This window comes from Shewanella sp. NKUCC06_TVS (genome assembly GCF_019345515.1).
GTDB classification, from domain to species: domain Bacteria; phylum Pseudomonadota; class Gammaproteobacteria; order Enterobacterales; family Shewanellaceae; genus Shewanella; species Shewanella oncorhynchi.
In genome coordinates this window covers 55,960-82,600 of the sequence record NZ_JAHKQX010000021.1, presented here as the reverse complement: position 1 = coordinate 82,600, position 26,641 = coordinate 55,960, and the positions used below count along the sequence as shown (strand labels likewise).

Sequence of the window (26,641 nt, the reverse complement as noted above, 5' to 3'; positions counted from 1 at the left end):
CGGGACTCATCGCCTATCAATTGAAAGACAATAAGCCACAACTGAACATCACTAACGCAGAGTTTAATGCTATTACAGTTATGGCTTGTTAAACCGATCTCAGGTTATTTAATGTGATTGGTATAATACACAGTGCCATAGCGTACTCATTTTATTTTGTTGTATTTTATTGATTAGTTTTTAGCCGCTTAGACGTGTAATCGTTTTGTTGAATCTCAGGTCTCATCGTGGCGCTTATTTGCAATTTGCTCCTGCTGTGCGGGAGTGAGTTGGGTAAACTCATTGATCAAAATACGCAGTAATCGAGATTTTGCAATATTGGTGGATTTCGATAGGGCGTCAAGCTGGGAAATGCTGTTTTCAGTGAGGGTAAAGGTCGCGTGGCGATAAATCTTAGTCGATTTTTTATCTAAGCCCTTAACTATGGTGTGTGTGGTGGGCGCAGCTAATAAACTCGCCTTACCTAAAGCGTAGTTATTGGCATCTTCAATGAAATCATCGACAGAAACCGGCTTGATGATTTGCTTAGGTTTCTTACGTTTAAGATCAGTTAAGCTCATAGCTATTTTCTGGTGGCATTGCGAATAACTCATCCGCTATGGCGCGGATCTCATCGGCTGCTTTCCCATCGGGTTCTATTTCGACGACTGAAGAGCCTCTTTCTTCACTGTCATCATAAATATTTCGGCAAAATGTAACTGAATTTAGCACTCTTAGTCCAAAGGATTGCACCACATCTTTGGCTTCTAAAATGCGTTTAAATTGTGTAGGGAGCGCTGGACATTGGGTTAGCACTATAGTCGCGATCATTTTAGGATTCACCATCTTACACGTACTTAGCATGTCTTCCATGTGGGGTAATGTTTTGAGATCGCGTCTTTTGGGTCTGAGGGGGATCACAACATAAGTCGCTACCGACATAGCTGCGCGCATGGCTAAGTTATCTTGGCCACCACAATCTACAATTACGTAGTCAAAACGCTCATTGAGGCTGAGTAAATCATTACGAATCTTGCCGTAAAGTTGGATGCAATTAATGCTTGGGAGGCTTGGATCATTATTTCTTGCTTGGATCCAATCTGAAGTCGTGCGTTGGGGATCACAATCGACCATGAGGACGTTTGCCTGAAATTTTTGCTTAATATAAACGGCAAGATTTTGAGCGAGACAACTTTTTCCGCTACCACCTTTTTCACCACCTACCAGCAAGATCATACTGACGCCCCTTAATGAATTGTTCAATTCATTGAGTGTAGAACAGAGCCATTAAAGCTGCGAAATTTAAGTTAAATTAAAGCAGTTGCATAGCAATATGGTAGCTTTGGTCATGGCATCTCGCGCAACGGCAGACTTGTCCTTTAACGGTATTTTGTTGGGTTGAATTGGGATTAAAGGTCACTTCGATGAGTTCCCCGAGTGCAAACGGATTTTTATAATCGAATAAAATGCCGCGTCTTGCTAAGTCGATACACACACCTTCATCTGTTTGCTTCATGCCTTGAGTGTCGATCCAATTCAAGACCACGCGCTCTGCTTCCATGTCGACTCGCAGCGATGTGCGTTTTTCTTCAAAACCAGTAGTATGGTCACCCATAACTCAATTGCCCCGTAAATTATTGATCTCAGTAAAACTAGCATAATTGCTTTTTGGCAGAATACCAATGTGAAAGCTAGGTCTTTGATAATAGTTTTAAAACGAGAACAGCAGGTGCCATTGATTTAGGTTTCAATAGCACCAACTCAGGTATTTGATTAATTGTCGTATTCTTGATTTTTTGGATAAGGCATTTTTAATTGGCCCCAACGAATCACAATAACGGTTGCCGCTAAAATTAGCGTCGATAATGATATTGCTGCGATACGCCAGTCTTCCATGCTCTTCATATCTAAGATTAGGTAACGGGCCAAGGCGACAATCGCAATATAAAGCGGCATACGTACTGGTAACTTACCGGATTCATAGTAGTTAGCCACCATGGCTAACACTTCTAAGAAAATAAATAACAAGAGTAAATCGGCCAGTGCGACCATACGTACAGAGATGATATGCACAATTTCTTGGCCTATTGCGACAACGGTGGCAATGGCAATAATAAATAGGACTAAGTGTTCAACGGCTTTGAGGCTTTTAGAACCATATTGATGATAAAAAGGCATGGATATTCCCTACTTGATGTTTTTATAAATAGTAACAGCAAAAATCTGTTTTTAGGGAAAAGCTAGGTGCCGCTGTGTGATTTAATTCACAGATATGTACGATCTTAAATTCGGCGCAAAGTGGAGTTAACGTGGTTGTATGTAGAAGGTGATTTATATGATGAACAAAAGGGAAGCGAGAGCGAATGTGCTAATCCGCTTATGCTGTTACCTCGACTCAATCGTTGTACCAACATAAGCGGTTTGAATATAAAAGATTATTTATTCTTGCGTTTCTGCCACTTAAACATAATTGAATATTTCCACAGATTATTAATCAGCAAATAACCGACAGCGGAAAAAACCACTCCTAGCACGAGACACCCGAGTAAGAATGCCGGACCTATGGTCGCAAGCGATGCTTCAATCCATTGCCAACTTGCTTCGAAGGCAAAATCTTGCGGAGCATGGCCGAGTATTTTAGCACCGAGCAAATACGCCCCATAAAACATCACTGGCATAGTTAAGGGATTGGTTATCCATACTAATGCAACTGAAACTGGAATATTAACGTTAAATAGAATGGCAAAAGCCGCTGCAACAACCATCTGAAATGGCATGGGGATCCAAGCGACAAATAACCCTACGGCAAATGCGCCTGGGGCGGATTTTCGATTAAGTGCCCATAGATTGGGATTATGTAACAAGCGTCCGAACATGCGTAAGTGTTTATGCTCACGCAAGGTTTCAGGCTTAGGCATAAATCTTTTAATTAATTTTTTTGGCATATGCTGAAATTGCTGTCTTAACTTAATTCACTATGAATCGATTCATGTTTGGCTTTAGTGCCATCTTGTTATCAGCGATGTTATGGCCTTCGCTGCCGCCAGTCAGTTACATACCCTACCTTGTTGTTGGGGCGTTAATCTTACACCGAAAAATCCCTGTCTGTGCAGGTGGGCTCTTTGCGGTAGCATGGCTAACTGGTTTTTGCTTAGGATTATCTAGGCAGGATTTGCCAGTGTTACAACAACCTATACAGGTAAGGGGCGAAATCATATCACTAGTTAGTCGAAACAGCGACTGGCTAAGTTTGGATATATCGCTCATTAAACCAAATTTAATCTTAGGGCCAAACGCAAAATTGCGACTCACGTGGAAAGATCCGCCAGAAGTCGATGTGGGTCAGGTTTGGCTGTTTACGTTGACACCTAAGAGCATTGCTAGCGTGCTAAATCAAGGCGGCTACAACGAACAAAAACAATTAATCAGTCAACATGTTGTCGGTAAAGGACGAGTGATTGAGGCGCAGTTACTTGCGGTTTCGCCTTCATTGCGTAATGACCTCATAAGCGCATTGACACCTGAATTAGCCTCTTTACCTCAAGGTGACATTTTACTCGCCTTGCTTTTGGGGGATAAGCATTTGATCTCACAAGCTCGTTGGCAAGCACTAAGGCAGACTGGCACTGGCCATTTAGTGGCGATTTCCGGTTTGCACCTCTCCGTTGTTGCGGCATGGGTATACGCTTGCCTTTTGTTTGGATTGAGTCGTTTTGTGTCACATCAGAGTCGACGTAATATGACTTTTGCGTTAGTCGCGGCAGGTATAGGCGCCGCATTTTATGCATATCTTGCAGGCTTTGGTGTGTCGACTCAGCGTGCACTCATGATGATTTTACTGTTAATGCTACTGAGTTTATTAAAGCGATTTTCTACTGCGTGGGAGCGCTTGCTGTTTGCATTGTTTGTCGTATTGTTACTCGACCCGCTTGCTTGTTTAAGTGCGGGATTTTGGCTGTCGTTTTGTGCTTTAGGGGTGATTTTATATACCTTAGTCATCCAGCCCAAAGAGTTTACGGCTGTGTCGTCTCGAAGGACGCGTGTAGGTGCGGGGCTTTTGCAATTTTGGGCCATCCAGTGGCGCTTGAGCCTTGGGCTTGGATTACTGCAAGGAGCACTCTTTGGTGGTGTGAGTTTACACAGCTTGTGGATGAATATCCTAGCTGTGCCATGGTTTAGTTTCGTTGTTATCCCATTAGCTATGGCGGGATTTATATGCTGGTGGGTTAGTACTGCGTTTGGGTTCTCTTGGTTGGGACTGCTTCGCCTAAGTGATTGGAGTTTATCACCCTATTCGCAGTTGCTAGACATAAGCCAGCAATTGCCAGCCCATTGGTTAGCGCTTTCAGATACGATATTAGCCTTGGGGTTATCCGCGCTCATCGGTAGTGTGTTATGGCGCTATGTGCCTAAAAATAAAAATTATACTTCTTGGTTAAGCCTGCTGAGTTTACTGTTTATTCCCGCTTTGCTTTTCTGTATTACGCTGTGGTCACCCGTTCAAAATAATCGATGGGCTATGCATTTACTGGATGTGGGCCAAGGTTTAGCTGTGGTTATTGAAAAGAATGGTAGAGGGCTGGTTTACGACACCGGTGCCGCCTTTGGTGATGACTTCAGTTATGCGGCGCGGGTGATATTGCCTTTCCTAAAAGCCAAAGGCATTCAAGAGATTGATTATATTGTTATCAGCCATAGCGATAACGATCATGCAGGTGGTGCCCCTGTTTTGATTGAGGCTTACCCTAAGGCTTTAGTGATTACAGACGTGGCTGGCTTTAGCGGCCAAGATTGCCGCCCAAGGCTAATTCAATGGCAAGGGCTGAGCTTGAATTTGCTTTCCCCGCCTCAAGCGTTAGCGGGTAATAATGGTTCCTGTGTTATACGCATTGATGATGACAGGCAGAGTCTACTGCTTACGGGGGATATCGAAAAGCAAATCGAAACCTCGCTATTAAGTCGTACCTTAAGTGGTGAGCATGAGTTACAAAGTCAAGTGCTCGTTGCGCCCCACCACGGCAGTAAAACCTCGTCAACTGAAGCCTTTATTGATGCTGTTGCCCCCAAGTTAGTCTTGTTTCCTGCTGGTTTTGCTAATCGCTGGGGATTTCCAAAATCCACAGTGGTTGAACGGTATCAGCAACGGGAGATTATGGGCCTAACTACAGGTATAGAAGGGCAGATTAGTGTGATTTTTCAGCAGTCTGAGCGAGAGGTTAAGACCTATCGTGGTGATTTAGCGCCATTTTGGTACAACTCTCTGTTTAGATTTGGTGACTTGATTAATCCAGAGTAGAATGCCTACTTTGCCATAATTTAGTGTTATCAATGACAACATCTCCTAAAGACGAAATGTGGACAGTTTTCAAACGATTACTGGGCTATATAAAACAGATGAAAGGCATGTTTATGCTTTCAGTTGCGGGATTAATTATTTATGGTCTCGTCGATGCCGCCTTTATCGCTTTCATCGGCCCCTTTATTGATAAGGGTTTCTCCGGCGGCGCCCCTGCTGCGGTGACCAACGGCATAGCATTGCCAACCAGTGAAGGTTTCCACGCAAACAACGACGTGCTTATGATGGCGCCGCTTGTGGTTATCGTTATGTTTTCCCTACGTGGCTTTGCTAACTTTGTTTCGACTTACGGCATTTCATATATGAGTGCACGTTTGATCATGGACATGCGTCAGCAAGTGTTTGAGCATTATCTGAGCCTGCCTGTCAGTTATATGGATAAGGAAAATACCGGTAACTTGATCTCAAAAGTGACTTTTGATACTGAGCAAATCGCTCGAGCATCGGGAAGTGCTTTGATTTCCATCGTCCGCGATAGTGTGACTGTGTTTGGTATGCTGGTGCTGATGTTCTATAACTCTTGGAAGCTATCCCTCTGTATTCTTGTGATTGGTCCTATCATGGGCATGGTCATTGCGGTGGTTAGTCGTCGTTTCCGCAAGGTCTCTAAGCAAATTCAAACAGCCATGGGCGGGGTGAGTGCGACTACGGAGCAAATGATTAAAGGCCATAAAAACGTATTGGCCTTTGGTGGACAGGAAACAGAAGCAACCCGTTTTGCTAAAGTAAACGATCAAAACCGCCATCAAAATATGAAGTTAGCTGTGGCACAAGCCATTAGTCAGCCTCTGATCATGATTATTGGTTCATTCGCCTTAGCCTTTGTACTTTATGCGGCAAGCTTAGACAGCATGAAAGCCGATCTTACCGCGGGTACCTTCGCGACGATTCTTGGTGCCATGATGGCCATGTTACAGCCAATCAAAAACTTAACCCGAGTGAATGCCGAATTTCAACGGGGTATTGCGGCTTGTACCACAGTGTTTGAATTACTGGATACGTTGCCAGAGTCCGATACGGGAACTTATACTGTCGAGCGTGCTAAGGGGCATTTACGTTTTGATAATGTGTGTTTTACCTATGACAGCCAAGATCGTCGTGCACTTGAGAATGTCGATTTTGAAGTCAAACCTGGGCAAACCTTAGCCTTAGTTGGACGTTCTGGCTCAGGTAAGTCGACTATTGCGAGTTTAGTGACCCGTTTTTATACGGGCCTTGAATCCGGCGATATTCTGCTTGATGACGTCAGCATCTACGATTACTCGCTAAAATCGCTGCGCAATCAAGTGGCACTGGTATCGCAACAGGTGACCTTGTTCAATGACACGATAGCCAATAACATCGCTTACGCCTACCCAGGTGAAGCCACTCGTGAGCAGATCATTGAAGCTGCGACCTTGGCCTATGCGATGGAGTTTATTGATCAACTGCCCCAGGGCCTTGATACCCAAGTGGGTGAGAATGGCGTGTTATTGTCCGGTGGTCAAAGACAGCGGATTGCGATTGCGCGCGCTATGTTGCGTGATGCGCCTGTGTTGATCCTCGATGAAGCGACCTCTGCACTGGATACTGAGTCAGAAAAAGCCATTCAAAAAGGGTTAGATAACCTCAGACAAAACCGCACATCTGTAGTGATTGCCCACAGGTTGTCGACCATCGAGAGTGCCGATCAGATTTTAGTGGTGGATCAGGGGCGTATCGTCGAGCGCGGGACGCACCAATCACTATTGGAATTAGATGGCATGTACGCCAAATTATACCAAATGCAATTTGGTAGTTAGATGCAGGCCTTAGTGAATAAAATCTGGTATCAGGGCCATCCACTGCGATGGCTCTTGTTACCTTTATCTGGCTTATTCGTGGTTATCACTTATGTGCGCCGCGCTTTGTTTCACCTCGGGATGAAATCACAAACTGCAATGCCTGTACCTGTCATCGTCGTCGGTAATATTACCGTCGGTGGCAGCGGTAAGACGCCAACTGTGATTTATCTGATTGAATTACTGCGCCAACATGGATTTCACCCCGGTGTGATCAGTCGTGGTTACGGTGTTGATATTCAAGGCGTTAAATCGGTTTGCTTAGGTGCAAGTGCGGCAGAGGTGGGGGATGAACCTGCCATGATAGTAGCGCGTACTCAAGTGCCCATGGTGGTTGGCGCTAAACGGGTCGATGCGGCTAATGCGCTTATTGCTGAGTTTGGTGTCGATGTCATCATCTGTGACGATGGCCTACAGCATTATGCTCTGGCACGCGATATTGAGCTGGTGGTAATTGATGGTCAGCGCGGTTTAGGCAATGGCTTGCTATTGCCAGCAGGTCCATTGCGTGAAGGTGCGTGGCGTCTCGATACCGTGGATTTTATTGTCAGTAATGGTGGCCCAGCGGCAAAAGGGCAGTTCGAAATGCAACTGACACCTACGGCAGTGAAGCCTGTTAAATGTGATGCGACGTCTGGTGAATATACTTTCGATAAGTCTCTGCCGCTCGTTGCGATGGCGGGCATAGGTAATCCAGCGCGTTTCTTTGAATCGTTGCGCGCACAAGGCTATCAACTGGCCTTCTGCCATGGTTTTGATGACCATCAGGCCTACGATAAAATCCAGTTAGGTGATTTAGCCCAAGGCTTGCCACTGTTGATGACAGAAAAAGATGCGGTTAAATGTCGCGATTTTGCACAAGAAAACTGGTGGTATTTGGCGGTCGATGCCAAGCTATCCCCACAATTTGATGAACAGCTGCTCGCACGTCTTCGTGAAGTGGCTGCAGCTAAATAAGGAAACTTCCATGGCATTCGATAAAAAATTGTTAGATATAGTGGCTTGCCCTGTGTGTAAGGGAAAACTTGAGTACGATAAAACGACGCAGCAGTTGATTTGTAAGGCAGATAAACTTGCTTATCCGATCACTGAAGGTATCCCTGTGTTATTGGAAAATCGTGCTGTGCCACTGACCGAATCAGTCTAGTGTGATGTGAATGCGCGTATTGTCTCATACGCGCATGCTTGCTTTTTATTCTGCTTATTACCGTTTTCGCTATTTTTAGCCGATTTCAGTTTTTTGTATTGGTAACTGTGCACGTTTCTTCATTACTCTGAGTTTAGTTAATAGCTCATAAATTTTTGTTTATCAGCATTGGTTGCCCCCTCTTGGCACTCACCGCGGATTTCTCCTCGACCAGGCTCGATAATTCGGCTTAATTCAATATAACCTTCGCGGCAATAACCCGTCATTTCAAGGGTTTTGATTAAACCTAAATCAACCTGTCTCCCCCAAATTTCTAATGAGTCCTGTAGATCTTGCATCGCGCGACGTTGCTCACGGGGATCTTGCATATTACGTATGCGTGCCTCGTGTGGAAAAGGGCGGTCTGTATCATTCATTGTCGACTTTTCATCGACCAGACGAGCTTTGTAGCTGAAGAGTTTAAGGCCATCGCTTTTAATATCTGTCGTCAACTTATCCCGTAATTTTCCGGCGAGTTCACTCGGGTCAATTGGCGCACTGCTGCAGGCGATGAGCGAGAAACAACTTAAGATGGCAAGGCTGAAATATCGAAACGGCATAATCAAATTTAACTCTTAGGTTATTAACTGACAGAAGAATACCTTAATATGGCCCTAAAGTTCATGGATTTATGGCATTCTCATAGGCTGAGTACGCGCCGATAGGTGTAATGGATTAAGGATGGGCGAGTAATGTTGGCGTTTTGGTCGAATAAATGGGCGCAAATCGAATGGGATATTAGCCTGACTCAAGGTATATGTCTTATGTTCTTGGCGTTATGGATCTACGCCATATGGCCAAAAGAAGAGTTAGTGCAGCTCCGGCGGGATAAACATCTCCAATTACGTTTGTTGCTGACGTTGGTGGGGATCAATGCGCTGTGGTCGCTAAATGCCAGTGTTCAAACTGGGTTACATCTGCATTTTCTGGGAATTGTCACTTGTATGCTGATGTTCGGCTGGCGTCTTGCGACTCTAGTGTTGCTATTGCCGAGTGCTTTTTTTAGTCTTTTTGTATTAAAGCAGCCCGCTGATTTTGGTGCTTTTAGTTTGTTCGCTATGGCCGTGCCGCTGTTTCTGTGTTTTATCCTATACAGTCGCAGTTACCATTTATTTCCTAAGCATATTTTTGTATTCATCTTCGTCAGTGGTTTTATCAATGCGGGCCTCTCAACTGTGTTTCATCAATTGAGTTGGGCGATGTGGTTGTGGTCTGCAGCGGATTACGATTGGAATGTGTTAGTGGACGACTACCTGATGATGATCCCTTTGCTGGCATTCCCTGAGGCATTGCTTAATGGCATGGCAGTGACGCTATTGGTGGTGTATCAGCCCCAGTGGTTATTTGATTATTCTGACCGTGAATATTTGTGGCGTAAGTAAATGCGATAAAACAACGCAATAAAAGAACTGCGCCCGAAACCTCATCATTCCAACGTAAAGCCCTTTGTAAGGAGCCCATTGAACAGACGATTGAAAAGGTTACTGGGCGCACTTATTTGTATATTTGCGCTGACCGTTGCGCCGTGATTTAGGCGAAGCGTTGGTCTAAGTAGTTAATGATTTCTTTTGATTCATATAACCACTGTACTTGACCGTTTTCTTCAATCCGCAGACAAGGCACTTGCTGTTTGCCGCCTTGAGCGATGAGTTCATCTTTATGCGGCGCTTTTTTAGCGTCGTGGGTCACTATGTTGAGTCCTTGGCGACGCATTGCACGGCGGACTTTTACACAAAATGGGCATGCAGGATATTGATACAGGGCTAAGGCTTGAGTTTGAGCATCAATTTTTTGTTGCTCAGCCAGTGGACGTTGGCGCTTCTTAGGGCTAAATACGAAGTTTAAAAACAGAATAATCCTGCCTAAAATCCAGCGAATGATAAACATGTTATTGACCTTAATGATAATTTTTGTGGAAGAACATTTGTGCGTCATGGCGCCACAGAAAGCGTGCGGCGAGTCTGGGATCCAGTCGTTTAAAAACTGTGATCTCAGTTGTATAAAGGCCGCAGAGTGTAACCTATGGCACCAAGCTCGGCCAACATTTTAGAGTGAATTAACAGATAGATGATTTGATTGTAGAAGAATGGTTTTTTGATTGGTGATGACGCTTAGCCATAAGGTAAAAGCCCGCTAAAGTCGGACTTTAGCGGGCTTAGTTTTATATAAAAAGCCAGTTAATTGGCTGAGTTATTGAGCATCAATGGTGAGGCTCACTTGGGCCGCATTCTGGGTTAAACTCACTCGGCTTTCGAGCAAGAAGATCCGCTCTGGGGCTATTTCTTTCACGTCCACAAGGTAAGCTTTAACGGCTTTGGCTCTTTCTTGGGCCAAATTACCCAACATGCCATCGTTAACATTCTGTGCTTTTACCGACAGATTATATAAAGCGATATGCCAGCGGGTGGTGATTTCGTCATCTGAAAGCTGCGCGTCTTTGGCCTCTGCGATAACAGTGTCTTTGATTTGGGCAGGATCGGCTTTAACTTCTTGTTCATAAAGCTTTACTAGCGCATCGGCAAGCGGCCCTTGGGTCGGGAATTGACTCGGACTTAAATCATCAGGTAACGCACTAAATTCAATATTGGCTAATTTAGCCAATTTACGCTTCATGATGCGCTCAGCAATGGCTTGGCTGTCATTGATGGCATCGACTTCCCCTTCAACGCTGAGCTTGAGCATAGGTCTGTCGAGTAAGGCGCTAGCGAGTTTGTCTAAACTTTTTTGCTCATCTTCACTTAGGCTGAATTTGCCTGCGGCAAAGCTGATCTTATCTAAGGTTTCGTCAGAACCTATTAGTCCTGCTAAGAAAGTGAAGGGCGCAGTGACGGCTTTAGTGATCACATTGGTAATCGCCGTCATTATGATGCTGCCGACACTAAAGCTGGGTGAGTCTAAATCGCCTGAGACCTCCATACCTAAATCAATCACGCCGTTACGGTCCTGCAGCAGGGCAATCGCGAGCGTGATGGGTAAGCTAGTGGCAAGGTCACTGTCACTGGGTTTACCAAGTTTCAGTTGGTCTATGACCAGATGGTTACTGCCCTTGAGCTTGTTCTTATCGAGTTGATAGTTCAGCGATAGTGATAGCTGCCCTTTATCTATGTAGTAACCCGCATAGGTGCCTGAGTAAGGATTGACTGAGGTTAACTCAACGCTCTTAAAGACTAAGTCGAGATCTAAATATGGCATATCTAGCAAAGGGTTAATATCGCCTTTTAGAGTTACAGGCGCATACTTGTCTATCTTACCTTTGATATCAACCGAGGCCTTAGTCCCTGGCGTGGACGACAGGTGAGTGATATTGCCTTCAAGCAGCTCAATTCCCGAAGCAAAATTCGGAGTCAGTGAGTTATCGGCAAAGTAAGCCGAGCCTTGGCTAAAGCTAATTTTTTGAATATCGAGGCTTAACTCAGGCGTTGTCTTGCTTGCCGTTTGCAGCTCGGTTTGCTTAGCACTGGCTGTGGTTGTGTTTTTAGTTGTCTTGCTATTTGCAGCCGGAGCCTCAACGATAAGATCGCTGATATTAGTGGTTCTATCTTTGGCTATCACCACTTTGGCGTAGGGTTGATTAAAGGCTAAGTGATCAATTTTGATTTGATTTTTCTGTTGGTCAAAATCCAGTTGATTGATATTCATCTTTTGCCATTTGACCAGCGGAGCATTACGCAATTTGTCATGAATAGCTAAATCATCGAGCTCAACACTACCACCGTAAATGGCTTTGCCTTTAGCATCGGCGGTCAGCTTGCCTGCTGAGCTTAATAGACCGCTCTTGAGCTGGATATTCACGTAGGGCGCTAAATAGGGCTGAAATTGGGTTAATGCCAGCTTATCGAGTTGGATATTGGCATCTATGGTTTCGCCCGTCACATCGACTTGGCCTTGAGAGCTCAAAGTACCTTGACCATTGAGGCTGAGTTGTAGCTCATATTCAATCGGAGCGGTTAAAGTACTCGTTATGACCTTAGTTGAAAAATTAAGCGGATACACTCGCCATTGCTGCGGCGTTGCCGTTAGCTTTTGTTCTGATAGATTAAGGTCATAGTTTTCAATATTGAGCGCATCGAGTTGCACTAACCAAGTGTCTTTTGAAGGTGTCTTAGGCGCTTGCTTGACTGGCTGTTGAGGATTTGCCTCTGAAGCGGTGTCTGCAGCGGTTTCTTTAGTGGCATTAGTGGTGACATTTGCAGTCGCTTCTGTCTTTTGTTCTGTTTTATCACTCTCGTTAGTTGCGGCTAATTCGCTTTCCGTTGCTTTGTCTGCGCTATCGCTTGCATCAGTAGCAGTCTCTGCTATTTGACGTTTTTCTTCCACTTGCGCAACTTGTACGTGCTCTAGCGATTGAGCATCTGCTGGCTTAGCATCGATTGGTTTAGCAACCGGCTGCGTAGTCGTTGTGGAGGCGCTTAACGATTTAGGCATGAATAAGCCAACAAGATCGAGCCCGTCTTGGTTCAAAATGGCACTCATTGTTAGGCCATCGCTGTGGAGTTTGTTGATATGCACTTTCTGCTGCTTCAAGTTGGCTGAAATGCCGTCGAGGGCAAACATGGGGAGCTTTACCACTGAGCGATCTTTGTCGTTAACGTTAAGTTTTTCAACAATAAACTGGCCATTGTTGCTGACGACTTGTAACTCGCCATTCTCGGCAAGATCCACTTGATACTGAGTTTTAATACTGAGCTCGCCATCCGTGAGGACGGGATTAAATTGATCGTCGATAAATCGCCATAGTGGTGTCAGTTTCAGTTTGGCGACTTGGATGTCACCCGCAACTTTTAGCGGGAACAATTGGAATTGCCCCTGCAAACTGATTTCACCAGTATGATCATCACTGAGTTGTATCGCATAGTGATTGTGCTTGATAGGCACAATGGGTGAGTCAGACGTTGATTGGGCGTTTGGTGTCGTATTATCAACTTTGTTTACTTTTATGGCTGGTGTTATCGATGCCGATGATGCCGCCATCAAATATTCAGTATCAAGGGAACTGAGTTTTAGATTGATATTGGGGTAGTTCACTTGAGCATGGGTAATTTTGTCATCGAAGTTAAATTGTCCCGCATCCAACACAAATTGGCTGAGCAGGACACGAATAGGTGAGCTGGCTTCTGTGGGAACTGTTTCTGTGCTCGTGGATGAATGCCCGTTCAGGGTCTGCAAAATATCGTCGAAGTTGAATCCAGCTTTCCCTTTTTTCTCCACGCGAATGATATGTGCGAAAGGTGCTTGTATGTGTATGTTTTCGATAACGGCGGCGCGATTAAAAACAGATCGCCAAAAGTGTATTTCGAATTGGACTTGTGCAATGCCAGCAAAAGGTTTGTCGTCTTTTTCTTTAATGGCCAGTTGGTCGATTTCGACTTTGAAATTAAAAGGGTTAATGCGTATATCATCTAGGGTGACGGTACGACCGAGCAGAGTTGAGAGTTTTTCTGGTGCCAGCGTGGTTATCGCATAGGGGAGGATTAAACCTAATGTGCAGACATAGCTAAGGTAGACTGCTGTGAGGTAAATAATCACTCGCAGGTATCTTGGGAGGGCAAAAAAAGAGTGTCTGAATTGCGATAACTGGGTCAGCATTAATATCAAGGCTCCAATGCATAAGACAGGGAAAAACTTCCATAAGTAGGGACATTCTAGCGAATAATGCTAATGTTTCCAGAAATTATTTATATTTTTACCAATGAAATCTTGGTATTACACAGACAATAACGTCTTCTGATCTAAGACGTTCCTGAGTGGTAACCTATCATCTACATTGATAACTACATGTGTTTCAGCCTATGGCTAATGTTTTGAGTCGTCAATACTCACCATGTTGGAAGCTATTTTTGATCAGCGATTTAAATAACTAATCGCTGCAATAATGGCGCCTTGTGGATCTTTTATCCAACAAAAACGGCCTACTTCGGGAATATCTTCAGGACCAAACAGAATATCCCCGCCAAGTTTTTTTGCGCTGATAGCGACTTGATCGACATCGTTAACGGTAATGTAGCCAGTCCAATGTGAGGGAAGCATTGGGAGTAAACTATCGGTGATCCCCCCAATGCTGACGCCCTGGTTTTCAATAATATGATAATTACCGTGGGGCATTTTGACGGTTTTAAAGTGCCAGCCAAAAATCTCAGCATAGAAGTGCATAGCCTCTTCAGTATTATTGGTTGTCAATTCATGCCAACTTAACGCCCCTGCAGTGTTAAAAGCCGATTCCATAAGCGCATCCTTTATTCTATTTGGGGTAAATTTTGTGTATTGAGCCGAGGTTAACGGTCAGTGTTCGTACCGTCTGTATTCTGAGCCATATTTTTTGTGCGTTATCTTGATTGAGTGTAGTTGAGGCAAGTTGATAATTCACAGACGGTAAATTAAAATTTTTGCTTTTTTAGGTCGGCAAACATTAAATTAACTTAATGTTCTACAAGGAGATTCACTTTATTTGGTGCTGGCTAATCAGCTTCTTGTGGCTCAGTGGCGCTGCGGCTTAGTTGATGGGCTTCATCTTGCCACTTGCGCCAAGACTTAGCACTGAAAACAGATTTTAAAACGGGTTTGTTTACTGTGGTTTGAGTGTTAGACCTGACTCCCGTTAACTTGTTAATATAGGCGAGTTTTGCATCTTATCGATGCCACCTTAGGGGATATGAGATTGAATAAGAGTTTAGTGACGAATTTATTGGCGGCTGCTTTGGTCGTTGTGGGTTACCTGATGAATTCGGCAATTGTCCTGAATGTCGGATTATTTGCTTTATCGGGTGCAATTACCAACTGGGTTGCAGTTTATATGTTGTTTGAGAAAGTCCCCGGACTCTATGGTTCGGGAGTCGTGCCTTCTCGTTTTGAAGAGTTTAAGGCGGGCATTGCTCATTTGATGATGAAACAGTTTTTTACCACTGAAAATATCGACCGATTCCTGTCTGAAAAAGAAGGGCTGAGTAAAATAGACTTGGCGCCAGTGATTGAAAAGGTTGATTTAGCGCCTTCTTTTGATGCGTTAATTAGCACAGTCGCCCAATCTTCCTTTGGCGGCATGTTGTCTATGTTTGGTGGCACAGATGCCTTATTGCCGTTAAAAGAGCCGTTTATTGTAAAGATGAAAGCTTCTTTAGTTGAAATGGCACAAAGCGATGCATTTCACGAGTTGCTGAAACAAGAAATTGAACAGCCAAATGTGATGGCCGATCTGCAAACTAAAATTGCTAACATAGTGGAACAAAGATTAAACGAGTTAACACCACAAATGGTGAAACAAATCGTTCAGGACATGATCCAAACGCACCTAGGTTGGTTAGTGATTTGGGGCGGCGTGTTTGGCGGTCTGATTGGACTTGCCGCAGCCTTAATCCAAGGTTAACCTGAGTTAAAGCCGCGAATAGAATGGGAGCTTTGGCTCCCATTTTACTTACGCATTTTATGTTCATCATTTTGTGTCCTGATTAAATAGCAAGGAAGTCTATGAACCGTCACCACAGTATCAATTATTTGGAAATCCCAAGTCGCGACATTGCGAGTTCTAAGGCTTTTTTTAGCCAAGTTTTTGGATGGACCTATGTCGATTATGGCCCTGAATACAGTTGCTTTATGGATGTCGGCATTACTGGGGGATTCTATCAAGCCAATGTGAATTTCACCCTCGCAAAAGGTTGCCCGCTGATTGTGATCTACAGCCAGAACTTAGAATTGACTCTGACGGCTGTCGTAACAGCTGGTGGCATTATCACAGCTGACATCTTTAGTTTTCCGGGAGGCCGTCGATTCCATTTTGTTGAACCTTGTGGCAATGAATATGCCGTCTGGTCAGAATGATCCTACTGTCACTCCTTGTATTCGAAATTGTTGTTTAGATCAGCAAGATATTTGTTTAGGTTGTTTCAGGCATCTTGATGAAATTTTAGCGTGGCGCGTTATGTCGGAAGTGGAGCGGCAAGCTTGTTTTATTAGGATGGAGGAGCGTAAGGGGGAGTATCTGGTTAAGTTCAATGACGTGGTTAGTAGAAGACAGGATGGAGTATGACTAGCCGTCAGAATTGCTTACGATAATTGATTTTTAAGCTTTAAGTGGATAATCGAACGGCGAAATACGCATTAACGTATTTCGCCGTTGGCATTTTGAAACACCCTTGGCATTTGAAGCAGGAGTTACACTGGATCTACCACTATGTGCTCAAGTTCGATGGCGGCAACGGTATGGAGCGCATCCATAGTCGCGCCAACTAAGCTGATTTTTCCTTGAGATGACTCAATTAAAACCGCACGGCTGATATCGCTAAACTCACGATTGTGGCGTGCAAGGTTTGATAAGGCCATCTGCATAGGCAGCATAGAAGGATTGAATGCCGCATTTTCTGCGTAGCGACCACAATAGGTTGCGCCATCATGGGTTTCTAATACCACAGCGGCAAAACTTTGGGTGTAAGGTGCATAGCTTAAACCTGCATGATCTAAGCCTTCTATGATCATAGGATCGGCACTGTCTAACGCAAATTCAGTTTGTTGCTTGGCCATTAAGGGCGAAGTGACATTTAAGTCTTTTGGCCCAAAAGCATAGGGTAAATAATAGGCCAGAGGATGGCTTTCCTGTGCGGGTAGATGAATGCTGATCTTGCTCCCTTCAACCAGTTCATTCATAAACTGACGACAATGACCGCAAGGACTGGCATTAACTATAATATCAACAATTTGGCTTTCACCACTGAGCCATGCGTGGCTGATAGCGCTTTGTTCTGCATGGACAGAATGAAATAACGCTTCACCGGGTAATTCTAAGTTGGCACCCATGTAGATATCGCCACTTTTACCTTTGGCTATCGCGCCGACATAAAACTCACTGATAGGCGGTTTGGCCAATGCCGCTGCTATCGGCAGTAATGCTAATAACACTTCTGCTTCGGTCATTTTGCTTGCACTTGTTAGCGTAGCAAGTTGCTGCGCATCAATGTGTCCAGCAAAATTCTGGTGCAACATTGGGATAAGTGCATCGGCTAACGGCGTTGGCAGTTGGGTTATGCTACGAATGAATCTATCTTGCATTTCCCTATTCCTTATTTGTTAAGTTCATGGAAGAACATTCTAGTAATTTTGTTACAGCATAAATGCGAGTTAGCTCGCGTTTATGCGCTGTCAATGTCAGTGCTATCGAGAGTGATAAACTTATGTTACTCACGTATAGAGTGAGTCTATTGGTGCACACAAATAAGCTTAAGACTATAAAACAAAAGACTTAAGCTTGAATTTACACAATTTAAAGTTCACGCAAATAATGACAAAGGGCAGCAAGTAGCCTTTGCTTAGTCTCATCCGCTTGTGTTTCTTGTAGCAAATTTTCTAATTTAAGTACGTAGTCTTGATCGGCTAAGCGATTTTGACAGAATTCACGCCAGCGCTGCGACTCTGTATCATCGAGTAGTTCAGGGTAATTACGGGCACGGTAACGAAACAGCATCTCAGGAATACGTGGATCATCAAACTGCAAATCTAACGCCGCTAGATTTTGCGGTAGGGTATGACGGATGATTTCCATTTTTGCTTTATCAGCTTGGCTAAAGAACCCACCAGAATACAGCATCAAATCGGGATCTGTGGTCGCTCTGCTGTCATCGTGCTCAAATAATAGCGCCAGTTTTTCGCGTAATTCTGGGTGACGTTTTAGGCGTTTATACTGCTCTCTGGCAAATTCTTTATCTATGCCTAAACGAACGGCGTGCTCATCACTGAGGATTTTTGCCGAGGTGATAAAAGGGCACTTATTAAGATGAATTTGTTTTACTGCAATAGGTAATTCATCTTCGGCAAGATCAGCCCTTGACGTATACATGCGCGTTTTAATTTGCTCGACATCTAGCTCGAATAGCGGTGTTAAATCCATGGCTAAATTAACGCAAATAACGGCATTTTTGTTAGTTGGATGGTGCGCTACGGGTGAAATCAACGTTGCACAACCATTGCGCGCACTAATTTTAGAGCTCACGTGAACCAAAGGCTGCATATTGAGCACATCGATTTGATCGCTAACCGCTTGCTTACGGCGCAGGTCAAAATAGTACTGATATAACTTAGGCTGTTTCTCGCGAATGAGTTTTGCCATAGCGATGGTCGCATACACATCAGACATAGCATCATGGGCTTTCTCATGGCTTAAACCATTCGCTTGGGTAAGATGTTCTAGCTTAAAACTCGGAGAGCCATCTTCCTTTGTCGGCCAGTTAATGCCTTCGGGCCTAAATGCGTAACAAGCGCGCACTAAATCAATGATATCCCAACGAGAGTTGCCATTTTGCCATTCACGGGCATAGGGATCGATAAAGTTCCGATAAAAGCCATAACGGGTCACTTCATCGTCAAAACGCAGTGAGTTATAACCAGCAACACAAGTGTTTGGTTGGCTAAATAGCGCTTGAATTCGTCCCATAAACTCAGTTTCAGGGATGCCTTTTAAATTAGCTAACTGTGGAGTGATCCCTGTGATTAATATTGCTTCCGGAGACGGCAAATAATCAGTGGCTTGCTTACAATAGAATGTCTCAGGCTCGCCGATGATATTGAGATCTAAATCCGTGCGAATACCAGCAAATTGCGAGGGTCTGTCTTTCGCTGGGTTCGCTCCAAATGTTTCGTAGTCGTGCCAAAAAATCGACCCTGCTTTATCGTCTTTCATCTTCATTTATTTTCGTTCTCTAAAGCATGTAACTTCATGTTATCAGTAGTTAAATTGCTTTAATTGGATTCGTTGTCATTCACATCAATTTAGTATGCAGCTCTTCGATGTGAGTACATAATCTGTATATATTGGGTTCTGCGTCAGATTAGCTAAAATCACATGTACACAGGGGAATTAAAATGTCTTTATCTGACAATTGGTTACGTGCAATAAACGGCAAACCATATTTAGAGAAACCAGAGCTTGCAGACCGCGACGGCTTAAGCGTTCGTATTACCCCTGCAGGGACTATAACATGGCAGTATCGATTTAGGATTGATAATCCATCAGGGTGCTTAACCTTTGGTCGTTACCCAGATTTAGAACTTGCTGACGCACGTAAGCTGGTCCCTGAGTAACGGAACTCAGTGGCAAATAATATAGATCCACGTGTGTTTTGGAAACAGCGCAACACATTCGTGGACCAGACAACACTGAGGGATTGTTGTGAACAGTTTTTATCGGCGCGAAGTGCAGCACTTAAGCTGGGAACTGTTACTCCTTACCAATCCTGCTTTAGAGCACATCTCTATGATGCTTTGCTGATCGCAAAGTCGAAAGTGTCACACTCGGCGAGTGGATAGATTTTCTCGATAAAGGCAATTTATAGTCGAGTTACCGCAGGTGCGATACTCAAACAGTTAAAGACGGTACTTAGCTGGTCCGTTCGCCGGCAGATGATGTCGCTTGTTGATGTTCTTCAATTACGAGTCAGTGATGTGGGTTCTGCGCCCGAAGTCGGTTCGCGAGTACTCACCATTCTAGAGTGTGGCAAAATCATCCGTGAGCTTGATAAATGCCGCGCGACCAAAGCAGTAACCAATGCTATCAAGGCATGTTTACTAACGGGGGCGTATATCAGAAATATTAAAATCCAAGCGGGCAGATTTTGATCTTGAGTCGATGGTCTGGACCTTCCCGATAAATAATAGCAAAACTAATTTGTCAATCCGGAGGCCAATCAGTCCCGCCTTATTCGACATATTGCAAGAACAGTGGAACCTCTATAACTCACTATGGAGTTTTCCCGCAGCAAACGATCTTAAGCGCTCAGGCAACATCGCTTCAGTAAATAAGCTGGTCTGCGAGATCAAACTAAGGCTAGAAATCCCTGACTGGCGTATTCAGGATTTTAGACGCACATTATCGACCAGAATGTTAGAAGCTGGGGTGTTGCCCCATGTGGCAGAGAAGATGCTAGGCCATCTATTAGGCGGGGTGATGGCGGTGTACAATAAACATGATTGGTTAGATGATCAAACTGAGGCCTATGAACAATGGACAAATAAGCTGAGATTGGCCGCTCTGGGTGATAGCAAAATAGTCGTGTTAGAAAAATTGTCGTGTTAGAAAGAAGGGGTAGGCATGTTTGTCGCTGACAGCAGAAAATGGTGAGCTTATTCAGTATGTAAATCAGTTGCGTTGCAGTGCAGCAGAAACACCCCTTTGTAATTAGGTGCATTGGAGCTCAATTCGACATAAGGTAAACTGTTATCTGTTCAATATTAGCTTTATTTATGGTTTAGTCATTTCAACTCAATTAATCATGCACTTGGCACAGTGTTCGGATTAACGTTAAGCAAGGACGTCATGGAACTAAAATTTTTAATCACGCGGGAACAGTTAATCACAATCGCGGAAAGAATAAATTCAGCACGCATTGCAAAGAATGCTCGTTTAGCTAAGTGGTTATATGCCCTTATCATTCGTGCATTACTCCTATGGATCCCGTTATTATCCCCGTTACTAATGTTTTATTTTTTCGTAGAAATTCACACCCCAGAGACATATATCGCAATCGCAATTTGCGCTATCACTTACCTTCTTGTGTGGAAATTTGTATTAAAAAACATCGCCGAAAATCAAGCTAACAAATTTGCAGGCAAGATAACCACTCTGGATCGAACGATTGAAAACACAACTTTACAGAGCCTTGCGAGCCTAGAAGGGGGCCATACAGTGACCGCCACAGCCTCGAGGCTAACGTTTGTGTCCCCTAGCGGTAAATCCATCACCATACCGTGGAAAAAGTTTTGTGCTTTCAAGCAAGACGATGATTTTTATTATCTAACCGTCTGTAAGTTGATGATGTTTAAAGCCACTTATTTAGTCGCCAAAAATGGTGACACAACAGAAACCGCAGGCTATCAAGCAGGTTTAGAGTACATAACGTCTCGGCTGCCGCCCGATAGAATAGGACGGTAAAACATCAAAATATCGCATGAATGATTCAATCAGTTCACTATTGCCACTAACGCGATTGTTGTTGAACATCCAGCGAAGTGAGCCTTTGTTAAAAGTCACATTTGAACTAACCTTAAAAATGATGAACTGATCGCTACAGCCTTCTTTTAGGGGCTGCTAGATGCAGTTTTTCAGCTCATTAAAACGCTATGTTATCAATGACGATGTATAGCTTTGTTAGTTAACTAAAAAGGACTTTTGTTATGAGCACGTTTAACACTTCTGCCTCAAATAGTGATCCAATATTCCCCTCAACATTTCCTGTCATGATCAGATCCAATCAATTTCCACAATGCTTATTGAGAATGTCTGGACAGGATTCACCACAGTTCAATGGTGATGGCTTTGGTACCGTTAATTGTCAGGCAGACCAAAATGATCCAGATAAAAACCCATGGGAAATTTTTAACGCTATTCGTAACGGCGATGGCACAGTCTCCTTTGAGTCTATGGCGTTTCCGAGCAACTATTTACGGATGGCGGGTGAAGCTTCACCCGTTTTTAATGGCAATGGATTTGGAACCGTAAACTGCCAAGCATCGATTGGTCCTTGGGAAAAATTCAATGTCGCAGTGCTTAGCGACAGCGTCAGCGGGGTCTTAACCTCAATAGAGTCAAATGCGTTTCCAAGTAACTATCTTCGTATGGCCGGAGAGCAATCGCCCTCGTTTAGTGCTGCAGGGTTTGGCACCGTAAATTGCCAAGCCTCTGTCGGACCTTATGAGCAATTTCATCTAGGTGCAGTTCTTAAAGAGTCAGTTGAGACTCTCGAACAGTGGTTCCCCAATTCGCAACCTACACCGGCACAGATAGAAAAGCTTGTGGCAGCCATTATCACAGGCCAACTGCCAACTAATGTCGAAATGCAAAGTTTTTTAACGTTAACGGAGAACGAAAGTGTAGCAATAGAAGCAATTGATCTAGAGGCAATTTCCCCTTGCACTAAATCAATCGCAACATTCTGTATTGATGTGTTATTGCTTGCTCTGCAACTTGCAAGCATACGCATTATGCGAACTGACAGCATGGTAAAAGCGGCAGTACAAGCCTTGGGGGCTGAAGCAGTTGGCTTGGAGAGACTGATCACCGGTATAAGCAGTGCTTCTACCACGCTGAAAAAGGCAACATTGATATTTCAGTTTATCTCGCAACTATTCAATATAGGGTTTATTAAAGGCGTCATTAAAACAATCGTCAATGGCCTAAGCTGGTTTGGAGCCATAGTCGCTCAAGACTGCTAACCCGTTGACCGGATTTTATCAAAAATGCAGACAGATACCTATGCAAACTCATTCGCTATTAAATGATGCACTGAGCTTAGGTGTGATCTCTACATTGATTACAATGAGGCTAGGCATTTACAAATGATTGTTTTGGTATCAGTTTTCATTGGCTGAGTTCGGTACGATACCCACCGTCGCAATCCTCGAACCCACCATCTCACGAACATGCAATATTACTTCCCCAAAATCTTTACTTGCACCTAAGGTCGGCTCGTCAGTCAAGCTCTGACGTAGCACTTCATCTAATGACAAATTATCATTAGCAGAGAGTTCAATACCGTAGGAGTGCTTTAAATCTGCTACTTTGGTGTAGCCTTTCAACTTCAATTCACTCGTAGGTAATTCATAATGATTGGCTTCTGCAACACCAGAGCAAACCAGATCAACAAACTCACGCACATCGGGCTTCATCACAATAAATAAATGATCGCCAGCATACAGGAAGGTTGATCCCCTAGGTGGAATTACATTGTTTCCTCTGGTTATCATCGCTACTACTGTACCGTCAGGTAAAGCCATTTGGGATAAACGGCGACCAGAAGCCCGTGAGGTATCGCCCAATTGATACTCGACAATGTCAGCATCCACATCGCCTAAAGCAGTAATTTCCAGTGTCGCTGCAGGTGTCGCAGGAGGCGGTTCCGTGAGTCCTAAAGCGCGTGCAACCCAGGGTAATGTTGACCCCTGTATTGTCGCTGAAATTAACACGACGAAAAACACTACGCTAAAAATAAGACTGGCACCAGGCAGGCCATAAATCAGCGGATATATAGCCAGAATAATAGGCACCGAACCACGTAACCCAACCCAGGATACTAGGGTAATTTCACGCGCATTAAAGCTAAAAATCTTCAGTACAGGGATTACCGACAAGGGTCGCGCGATTAAGGTTAGGACGATTGCAATCATCAGTCCTTCCTGCCAGACATCCAGCAAAGATAAAGGATTAATCAGCAAGCCTAAAAAAACAAACATAACAATCTGACCTAACCATGCCAAACCATCGTGAAATAAAAAGGTACTGCGCTGAAAAACAAAACGACTATTCCCTATCACCACACCAGCGATAAAAATAGCTAAAAAGCCGCTGCCGCCAAGATTAGCTGCTACGCCAAAGGACAGTAAACCAAATGCCGCGACCATCACAGGATATAATCCAGAGGTCGTCAGATGGATACGATTAATAATACGTACTGATAACCAGCCTGCCGCTAAACCCACTGCGGAGCCGATACCCATTTGCTGGATAAACAGCATCAATAATCCAGTCCCTGGTTCAAGCCCTTTGACCATGACCTCCAATAAGCCAACTGTTAAAAAAATTGCCATAGGATCGTTAGTCGCACTTTCAATTTCTAATGTGGCTTTAAGGCGTGGGTTGATATGAATACCTGCATTACGCAGTAATGAGAAAACGGCGGCGGCATCGGTTGAACCAACAATGGCACCAATCAGTAAACCGTAAAGTAAGGAAACATCTAGAATATAAGCCGCTGCAGCACCAGTGATCATGGCTGTCACCAATACGCCTAAAGTCGCCAACACAGAAGCAGGCTTCCACACTTGCTTAATCGACGCGATAGGTGTTTGCAAACCACCATCAAACAAAATAATTGCTAAAGCTAAAGACCCAAGCGCGTGAGCAATTTGTGCATTATCAAAAACAATACCTCCAGGGCCATCCTCACCAGCTAACATGCCCACCATGAGAAAGAGCACCAGTACGGGTAAACCCAATCTCGCAGACAATTTACTGGATAAAATACCAAGAATAATCAAAATCGCGGCGAGGAGAATAATTTGATCGATCACAAACATAAATAGTTTCTCTTTAATTAATGTAGGGAAATTAAACCATTACAGAGCTTTCAATGACGGCGCCAGCTCTAAAAAGATACTTCACTAAGCCTAATTATCAGTTAGAAATCGTCAAATGCGTGATGCATTTTGGTCTTGTAGTCAATGATTCTATTTATCCAAACACTACATGATTCATCTCACATTTCAACTTTGATAATTTCAAAAATCAAAATTTACGATTGGCACTCAATAATGCTGTTTACCGTAGCAAGGTGGCCCTGCTGACTTGATTACGTCCATACTTTTAGCTAAGTATGATTGCTTATCTGCGGATTCAATAAGCGTTTGCCATTTCAAATGCCGATGAGGTTGAATACGCACAACGCCAGTTAATGGTGACCGCTTGGAAACTAGAGTAAATGTAAAGCGAGCACTGCGTTGACGATGAGGTATGTTCATCGCGCCTAAATGCTGAGTATCCGGTAATAGACAAATAAATTTCTCACCACCATAGTGCGCAACCAAATCGTTCGGGCGGTATATCGCTGTGCGTAGTGCTTTTGTGACGAGATATATACATTGATCATCACTAGTGATGGTCACAAGGATCGCTGAAAAGTTTAATTCATTTAAATCAATTTTTTGCAATATTTACAAAATTTAACATTACACTCTTGGCGTGTAGGGCAAATTTAGCCAAATAGGAACGCCGTACCACACGGCGTTCTCTGACACTTTGCTCCTTAGAGAGGGAAGTAGAACGCAATCAGCAAGGCAAATACGCCGTACAATGAGCTTACTGCGACCAATGCACGCGCATCGACAACGCCTCGTCGAAATAGCTGCCACAGAAAAATAATAGCCAAAGCAGTAATGACTCCTGCCGCCATCAGTGGGCCATCAAAAAGCCATGGCGTAAAGAAGATACCCAACGCACTGGGAATCGTTGCCTGAATCATCATGGCACCAGAAATATTGGCCAATGCCAAGCGTTCCTTTCCTTGCCGAATCCATATGAGTGTGTTCATCATCTCGGGCAGCTCCGTCGCCACCGGACTCAGCAGCAATGCTACCAAGTGTGGTGACCATTGTAGCGCTGTACCAATGGCCTCAAGTTGACCTACGAATATATGGGATGCAATGCCTATGACTATCAGGGACAACACGGCTTGCAGCGCCGCCCATTTTAACGATGGCTCCGTCACGGAAGGCTGAATTTTGAGAGGTTCAATCTCTTCTTCTTCAGGCGCTGTGTCGCTCTCCTGAATTTCGCGCCAGACATAGATTGCGTAGGCGGCGAGAAACAAGACACCCAGCCACGGCTTGATGGCAAAGGCGATTAGGCCAAGTGCTACTTTCACTACAAACACTGCGAGAAAGGCGAGCTGGTCGTGACTCATACGGGTGTGAGCGGCACGTACATGATACGTTTCCCGTTGAAGGCGGCGATGGTGGTAAATCAGTGCCAAGCCGACCACTGCATAGGCTAAGGTTGCGAGCACGAGCGGACCGCCCATGGCTGCGCCGACGCCAATGTCCTTTTGCTCTGGTGTTTTGCCGAAGACAACGGCAATGAAGGTCACCGCCGTTTCAGGTAGTGCTGTACCGAAGGCTGCAAGTACTGAACCTACTGCAGTAGCTCCAAGATTCAAACGGCGGCCGAACCATTCGATGCCGTTGACGAAGTATTCGCAGGCCAAATAAATGGTACCTGCTGAGAGGAAAAACAGAGTAAGAGTAAGGATCATGTGAGCAATCCGGCCGGGCGAGCAATAATCCAATGGCACGACAACACTGCTCGCCCGGCTGGGAAAGCGTATTGCGGCCAAAGGTCTCGCCTGGCTCTCCGCATTCGCAGAGGCTGACCACGCCATGAGGTATTAGACCTCAATTTTGTTGACGTGGACTCCTTAGTGGGAGGCTAAGGATGACTACTCCCCAATGACAATGGGGGCATTTTACCGTTCTTGCAGGTAAATGTCGCCATTAGGTTTTAGTGTGCTCATAATTTCAAGCTCTGTGCATTGTATTGATTTTGCGTTGTTATTTTTTTTCTGCTCAGAAGTTGAAAATAGTAGGTATGCGGGAAACAACAACTTTGACAGATCTATTTTGTGATCTTTTGATCTTTGCTTTATGCGCCCTTTCTCTTAGCTTTGTTAGACTTATGGTAGTTGAGCTGCGAAATTATAGGCAGCATATGAAGAAATTTTCGATAATCGTATTCATACAAATTTTGGAATATTTCGTTTATCAGGAATGTTACAGGCA

General features: G+C 44.2%; 25 protein-coding genes and 1 riboswitch. Of the genes, 12 read left to right on the top strand and 13 right to left on the bottom strand.

The genetic code is table 11. The features are described from left to right. Positions 1 to 215: 215 nt before the first annotated feature. From KO531_RS19980 to KO531_RS19960, 5 genes are all read right to left on the bottom strand, one after another. Complete coding sequence (locus KO531_RS19980) at positions 216 to 560, bottom strand: replication protein RepA (protein WP_105252895.1); 345 nt, start codon at positions 558 to 560, stop codon at positions 216 to 218. Further along, positions 547 to 1,215, bottom strand: a complete 669-nt coding sequence (locus KO531_RS19975; RefSeq protein WP_028760405.1) for an AAA family ATPase — start codon at positions 1,213 to 1,215, stop codon at positions 547 to 549. The genes KO531_RS19980 and KO531_RS19975 overlap by 14 nt, the downstream gene beginning before the upstream one ends. Before the next feature lie 76 nt (positions 1,216 to 1,291). Next, positions 1,292 to 1,594 carry a PilZ domain-containing protein gene (locus tag KO531_RS19970; protein ID WP_105252894.1) on the bottom strand — a complete coding sequence of 101 codons (303 nt, stop codon included), beginning with the start codon at positions 1,592 to 1,594 and terminating at the stop codon, positions 1,292 to 1,294. Between the two features lie 158 nt (positions 1,595 to 1,752). Beyond that, on the bottom strand, positions 1,753 to 2,157 hold the full coding sequence (locus tag KO531_RS19965; RefSeq protein ID WP_028760403.1) for a phosphate-starvation-inducible PsiE family protein: 405 nt from the start codon (positions 2,155 to 2,157) through the stop codon (positions 1,753 to 1,755). Between the two features lie 257 nt (positions 2,158 to 2,414). After that, positions 2,415 to 2,924 (bottom strand): DUF2062 domain-containing protein, encoded by a 510-nt coding sequence (locus KO531_RS19960; protein WP_028760402.1) that lies wholly within the window; start codon positions 2,922 to 2,924, stop codon positions 2,415 to 2,417. Positions 2,925 to 2,956: 32 nt separating this feature from the next. On the opposite strand from KO531_RS19960, the gene KO531_RS19955 reads away from it, so the two are divergent. From KO531_RS19955 to KO531_RS19940, 4 genes are read left to right on the top strand one after another with little or no spacing between them, the layout of a single operon-like run. After that, the gene (locus tag KO531_RS19955; RefSeq protein WP_219252083.1) at positions 2,957 to 5,275 is read left to right on the top strand and encodes a DNA internalization-related competence protein ComEC/Rec2; all 2,319 of its coding nucleotides are present in this window, start codon (positions 2,957 to 2,959) and stop codon (positions 5,273 to 5,275) included. Positions 5,276 to 5,307: 32 nt separating this feature from the next. Beyond that, entirely contained in the window at positions 5,308 to 7,116 is a 1,809-nt protein-coding gene (gene msbA, locus KO531_RS19950) for a lipid A export permease/ATP-binding protein MsbA (protein ID WP_105252892.1), read from the top strand. Beyond that, complete coding sequence (lpxK, locus tag KO531_RS19945) at positions 7,117 to 8,112, top strand: tetraacyldisaccharide 4'-kinase (protein WP_219252082.1); 996 nt, start codon at positions 7,117 to 7,119, stop codon at positions 8,110 to 8,112. Positions 8,113 to 8,122: 10 nt separating this feature from the next. Beyond that, positions 8,123 to 8,302: a Trm112 family protein gene (locus KO531_RS19940; protein ID WP_006081200.1), complete on the top strand. Its 180-nt coding sequence runs from the start codon at positions 8,123 to 8,125 to the stop codon at positions 8,300 to 8,302. A gap of 137 nt (positions 8,303 to 8,439) precedes the next feature. Here KO531_RS19940 and KO531_RS19935 read toward each other — a convergent pair whose 3' ends face one another. Beyond that, a complete protein-coding gene (locus tag KO531_RS19935; protein ID WP_219252081.1) occupies positions 8,440 to 8,901 on the bottom strand; it encodes a hypothetical protein in 462 nt (153 codons plus the stop codon). A 132-nt stretch (positions 8,902 to 9,033) separates the two neighbouring features. On the opposite strand from KO531_RS19935, the gene KO531_RS19930 reads away from it, so the two are divergent. Further along, complete coding sequence (locus KO531_RS19930) at positions 9,034 to 9,723, top strand: energy-coupling factor ABC transporter permease (protein WP_219252080.1); 690 nt, start codon at positions 9,034 to 9,036, stop codon at positions 9,721 to 9,723. 148 nt (positions 9,724 to 9,871) lie between these two features. On the opposite strand, the gene KO531_RS19925 is transcribed toward KO531_RS19930, so the two are convergent. From KO531_RS19925 to KO531_RS19915, 3 genes are all read right to left on the bottom strand, one after another. Further along, positions 9,872 to 10,228: a glutathione S-transferase N-terminal domain-containing protein gene (locus tag KO531_RS19925; protein ID WP_028760396.1), complete on the bottom strand. Its 357-nt coding sequence runs from the start codon at positions 10,226 to 10,228 to the stop codon at positions 9,872 to 9,874. A gap of 303 nt (positions 10,229 to 10,531) precedes the next feature. Continuing rightward, the gene (locus tag KO531_RS19920; RefSeq protein ID WP_219252079.1) at positions 10,532 to 13,927 is read right to left on the bottom strand and encodes a DUF748 domain-containing protein; all 3,396 of its coding nucleotides are present in this window, start codon (positions 13,925 to 13,927) and stop codon (positions 10,532 to 10,534) included. A 255-nt stretch (positions 13,928 to 14,182) separates the two neighbouring features. Then, positions 14,183 to 14,563, bottom strand: coding sequence for a VOC family protein (locus KO531_RS19915; RefSeq protein ID WP_028760394.1), 381 nt, complete (start codon positions 14,561 to 14,563; stop codon positions 14,183 to 14,185). 433 nt (positions 14,564 to 14,996) lie between these two features. On the opposite strand from KO531_RS19915, the gene KO531_RS19910 reads away from it, so the two are divergent. From KO531_RS19910 to KO531_RS19900, 3 genes are all read left to right on the top strand, one after another. After that, the gene (locus tag KO531_RS19910; RefSeq protein WP_105253144.1) at positions 14,997 to 15,701 is read left to right on the top strand and encodes a DUF445 domain-containing protein; all 705 of its coding nucleotides are present in this window, start codon (positions 14,997 to 14,999) and stop codon (positions 15,699 to 15,701) included. A 101-nt stretch (positions 15,702 to 15,802) separates the two neighbouring features. Next, positions 15,803 to 16,153: a VOC family protein gene (locus KO531_RS19905; RefSeq protein WP_219252078.1), complete on the top strand. Its 351-nt coding sequence runs from the start codon at positions 15,803 to 15,805 to the stop codon at positions 16,151 to 16,153. Then, the gene (locus KO531_RS19900) at positions 16,128 to 16,361 is read left to right on the top strand and encodes a DUF1289 domain-containing protein (protein WP_219252077.1); all 234 of its coding nucleotides are present in this window, start codon (positions 16,128 to 16,130) and stop codon (positions 16,359 to 16,361) included. The genes KO531_RS19905 and KO531_RS19900 overlap by 26 nt, the downstream gene beginning before the upstream one ends. Before the next feature lie 125 nt (positions 16,362 to 16,486). Here the strand turns inward: KO531_RS19900 and cdd are convergent, their stop codons facing one another. Both cdd and sbcB read right to left on the bottom strand, forming a co-directional pair. Continuing rightward, a complete protein-coding gene (cdd, locus tag KO531_RS19895) occupies positions 16,487 to 17,377 on the bottom strand; it encodes a cytidine deaminase (protein ID WP_212599913.1) in 891 nt (296 codons plus the stop codon). 211 nt (positions 17,378 to 17,588) lie between these two features. Further along, the gene (gene sbcB, locus KO531_RS19890; RefSeq protein ID WP_219252076.1) at positions 17,589 to 19,007 is read right to left on the bottom strand and encodes an exodeoxyribonuclease I; all 1,419 of its coding nucleotides are present in this window, start codon (positions 19,005 to 19,007) and stop codon (positions 17,589 to 17,591) included. Between the two features lie 176 nt (positions 19,008 to 19,183). Between sbcB and KO531_RS19885 the strand changes: the two genes are divergently transcribed. The 4 genes from KO531_RS19885 (at position 19,184) to KO531_RS19870 (ending at position 22,528) form a co-directional block, all read left to right on the top strand. Then, positions 19,184 to 19,402: an Arm DNA-binding domain-containing protein gene (locus KO531_RS19885; protein WP_219252075.1), complete on the top strand. Its 219-nt coding sequence runs from the start codon at positions 19,184 to 19,186 to the stop codon at positions 19,400 to 19,402. Positions 19,403 to 19,946: 544 nt separating this feature from the next. Next, entirely contained in the window at positions 19,947 to 20,393 is a 447-nt protein-coding gene (locus KO531_RS22500; protein WP_251069026.1) for a tyrosine-type recombinase/integrase, read from the top strand. A gap of 240 nt (positions 20,394 to 20,633) precedes the next feature. After that, a complete protein-coding gene (locus tag KO531_RS19875) occupies positions 20,634 to 21,248 on the top strand; it encodes a hypothetical protein (RefSeq protein WP_219252074.1) in 615 nt (204 codons plus the stop codon). Between the two features lie 242 nt (positions 21,249 to 21,490). Continuing rightward, complete coding sequence (locus KO531_RS19870; RefSeq protein ID WP_219252073.1) at positions 21,491 to 22,528, top strand: hypothetical protein; 1,038 nt, start codon at positions 21,491 to 21,493, stop codon at positions 22,526 to 22,528. A gap of 138 nt (positions 22,529 to 22,666) precedes the next feature. On the opposite strand, the gene KO531_RS19865 is transcribed toward KO531_RS19870, so the two are convergent. Both KO531_RS19865 and KO531_RS19855 read right to left on the bottom strand, forming a co-directional pair. Beyond that, complete coding sequence (locus KO531_RS19865; protein ID WP_219252072.1) at positions 22,667 to 24,388, bottom strand: potassium/proton antiporter; 1,722 nt, start codon at positions 24,386 to 24,388, stop codon at positions 22,667 to 22,669. Between the two features lie 725 nt (positions 24,389 to 25,113). After that, a complete protein-coding gene (locus KO531_RS19855) occupies positions 25,114 to 26,199 on the bottom strand; it encodes a hypothetical protein (RefSeq protein WP_219252070.1) in 1,086 nt (361 codons plus the stop codon). An 11-nt stretch (positions 26,200 to 26,210) separates the two neighbouring features. After that, a riboswitch (yybP-ykoY riboswitch) is annotated at positions 26,211 to 26,322 on the bottom strand. Positions 26,323 to 26,641: the final 319 nt, after the last annotated feature.

What these genes read in the sequence shown, in the direction of transcription:
- KO531_RS19980 (WP_105252895.1), bottom strand. Translation starts at nt 560, where the DNA reads ATGAGCTTAACTGATCTTAAACGTAAGAAACCTAAGCAAATCATCAAG.
- KO531_RS19975 (WP_028760405.1), bottom strand. Translation starts at nt 1,215, where the DNA reads ATGATCTTGCTGGTAGGTGGTGAAAAAGGTGGTAGCGGAAAAAGTTGT.
- KO531_RS19970 (WP_105252894.1), bottom strand. Translation starts at nt 1,594, where the DNA reads ATGGGTGACCATACTACTGGTTTTGAAGAAAAACGCACATCGCTGCGA.
- KO531_RS19965 (WP_028760403.1), bottom strand. Translation starts at nt 2,157, where the DNA reads ATGCCTTTTTATCATCAATATGGTTCTAAAAGCCTCAAAGCCGTTGAA.
- KO531_RS19960 (WP_028760402.1), bottom strand. Translation starts at nt 2,924, where the DNA reads ATGCCAAAAAAATTAATTAAAAGATTTATGCCTAAGCCTGAAACCTTG.
- KO531_RS19955 (WP_219252083.1), top strand. Translation starts at nt 2,957, where the DNA reads ATGAATCGATTCATGTTTGGCTTTAGTGCCATCTTGTTATCAGCGATG.
- msbA (WP_105252892.1), top strand. Translation starts at nt 5,308, where the DNA reads ATGACAACATCTCCTAAAGACGAAATGTGGACAGTTTTCAAACGATTA.
- lpxK (WP_219252082.1), top strand. Translation starts at nt 7,117, where the DNA reads ATGCAGGCCTTAGTGAATAAAATCTGGTATCAGGGCCATCCACTGCGA.
- KO531_RS19940 (WP_006081200.1), top strand. Translation starts at nt 8,123, where the DNA reads ATGGCATTCGATAAAAAATTGTTAGATATAGTGGCTTGCCCTGTGTGT.
- KO531_RS19935 (WP_219252081.1), bottom strand. Translation starts at nt 8,901, where the DNA reads ATGCCGTTTCGATATTTCAGCCTTGCCATCTTAAGTTGTTTCTCGCTC.
- KO531_RS19930 (WP_219252080.1), top strand. Translation starts at nt 9,034, where the DNA reads ATGTTGGCGTTTTGGTCGAATAAATGGGCGCAAATCGAATGGGATATT.
- KO531_RS19925 (WP_028760396.1), bottom strand. Translation starts at nt 10,228, where the DNA reads ATGTTTATCATTCGCTGGATTTTAGGCAGGATTATTCTGTTTTTAAAC.
- KO531_RS19920 (WP_219252079.1), bottom strand. Translation starts at nt 13,927, where the DNA reads ATGCTGACCCAGTTATCGCAATTCAGACACTCTTTTTTTGCCCTCCCA.
- KO531_RS19915 (WP_028760394.1), bottom strand. Translation starts at nt 14,563, where the DNA reads ATGGAATCGGCTTTTAACACTGCAGGGGCGTTAAGTTGGCATGAATTG.
- KO531_RS19905 (WP_219252078.1), top strand. Translation starts at nt 15,803, where the DNA reads ATGAACCGTCACCACAGTATCAATTATTTGGAAATCCCAAGTCGCGAC.
- KO531_RS19900 (WP_219252077.1), top strand. Translation starts at nt 16,128, where the DNA reads ATGAATATGCCGTCTGGTCAGAATGATCCTACTGTCACTCCTTGTATT.
- cdd (WP_212599913.1), bottom strand. Translation starts at nt 17,377, where the DNA reads ATGCAAGATAGATTCATTCGTAGCATAACCCAACTGCCAACGCCGTTA.
- sbcB (WP_219252076.1), bottom strand. Translation starts at nt 19,007, where the DNA reads ATGAAGATGAAAGACGATAAAGCAGGGTCGATTTTTTGGCACGACTAC.
- KO531_RS19885 (WP_219252075.1), top strand. Translation starts at nt 19,184, where the DNA reads ATGTCTTTATCTGACAATTGGTTACGTGCAATAAACGGCAAACCATAT.
- KO531_RS22500 (WP_251069026.1), top strand. Translation starts at nt 19,947, where the DNA reads ATGGTCTGGACCTTCCCGATAAATAATAGCAAAACTAATTTGTCAATC.
- KO531_RS19875 (WP_219252074.1), top strand. Translation starts at nt 20,634, where the DNA reads ATGGAACTAAAATTTTTAATCACGCGGGAACAGTTAATCACAATCGCG.
- KO531_RS19870 (WP_219252073.1), top strand. Translation starts at nt 21,491, where the DNA reads ATGAGCACGTTTAACACTTCTGCCTCAAATAGTGATCCAATATTCCCC.
- KO531_RS19865 (WP_219252072.1), bottom strand. Translation starts at nt 24,388, where the DNA reads ATGTTTGTGATCGATCAAATTATTCTCCTCGCCGCGATTTTGATTATT.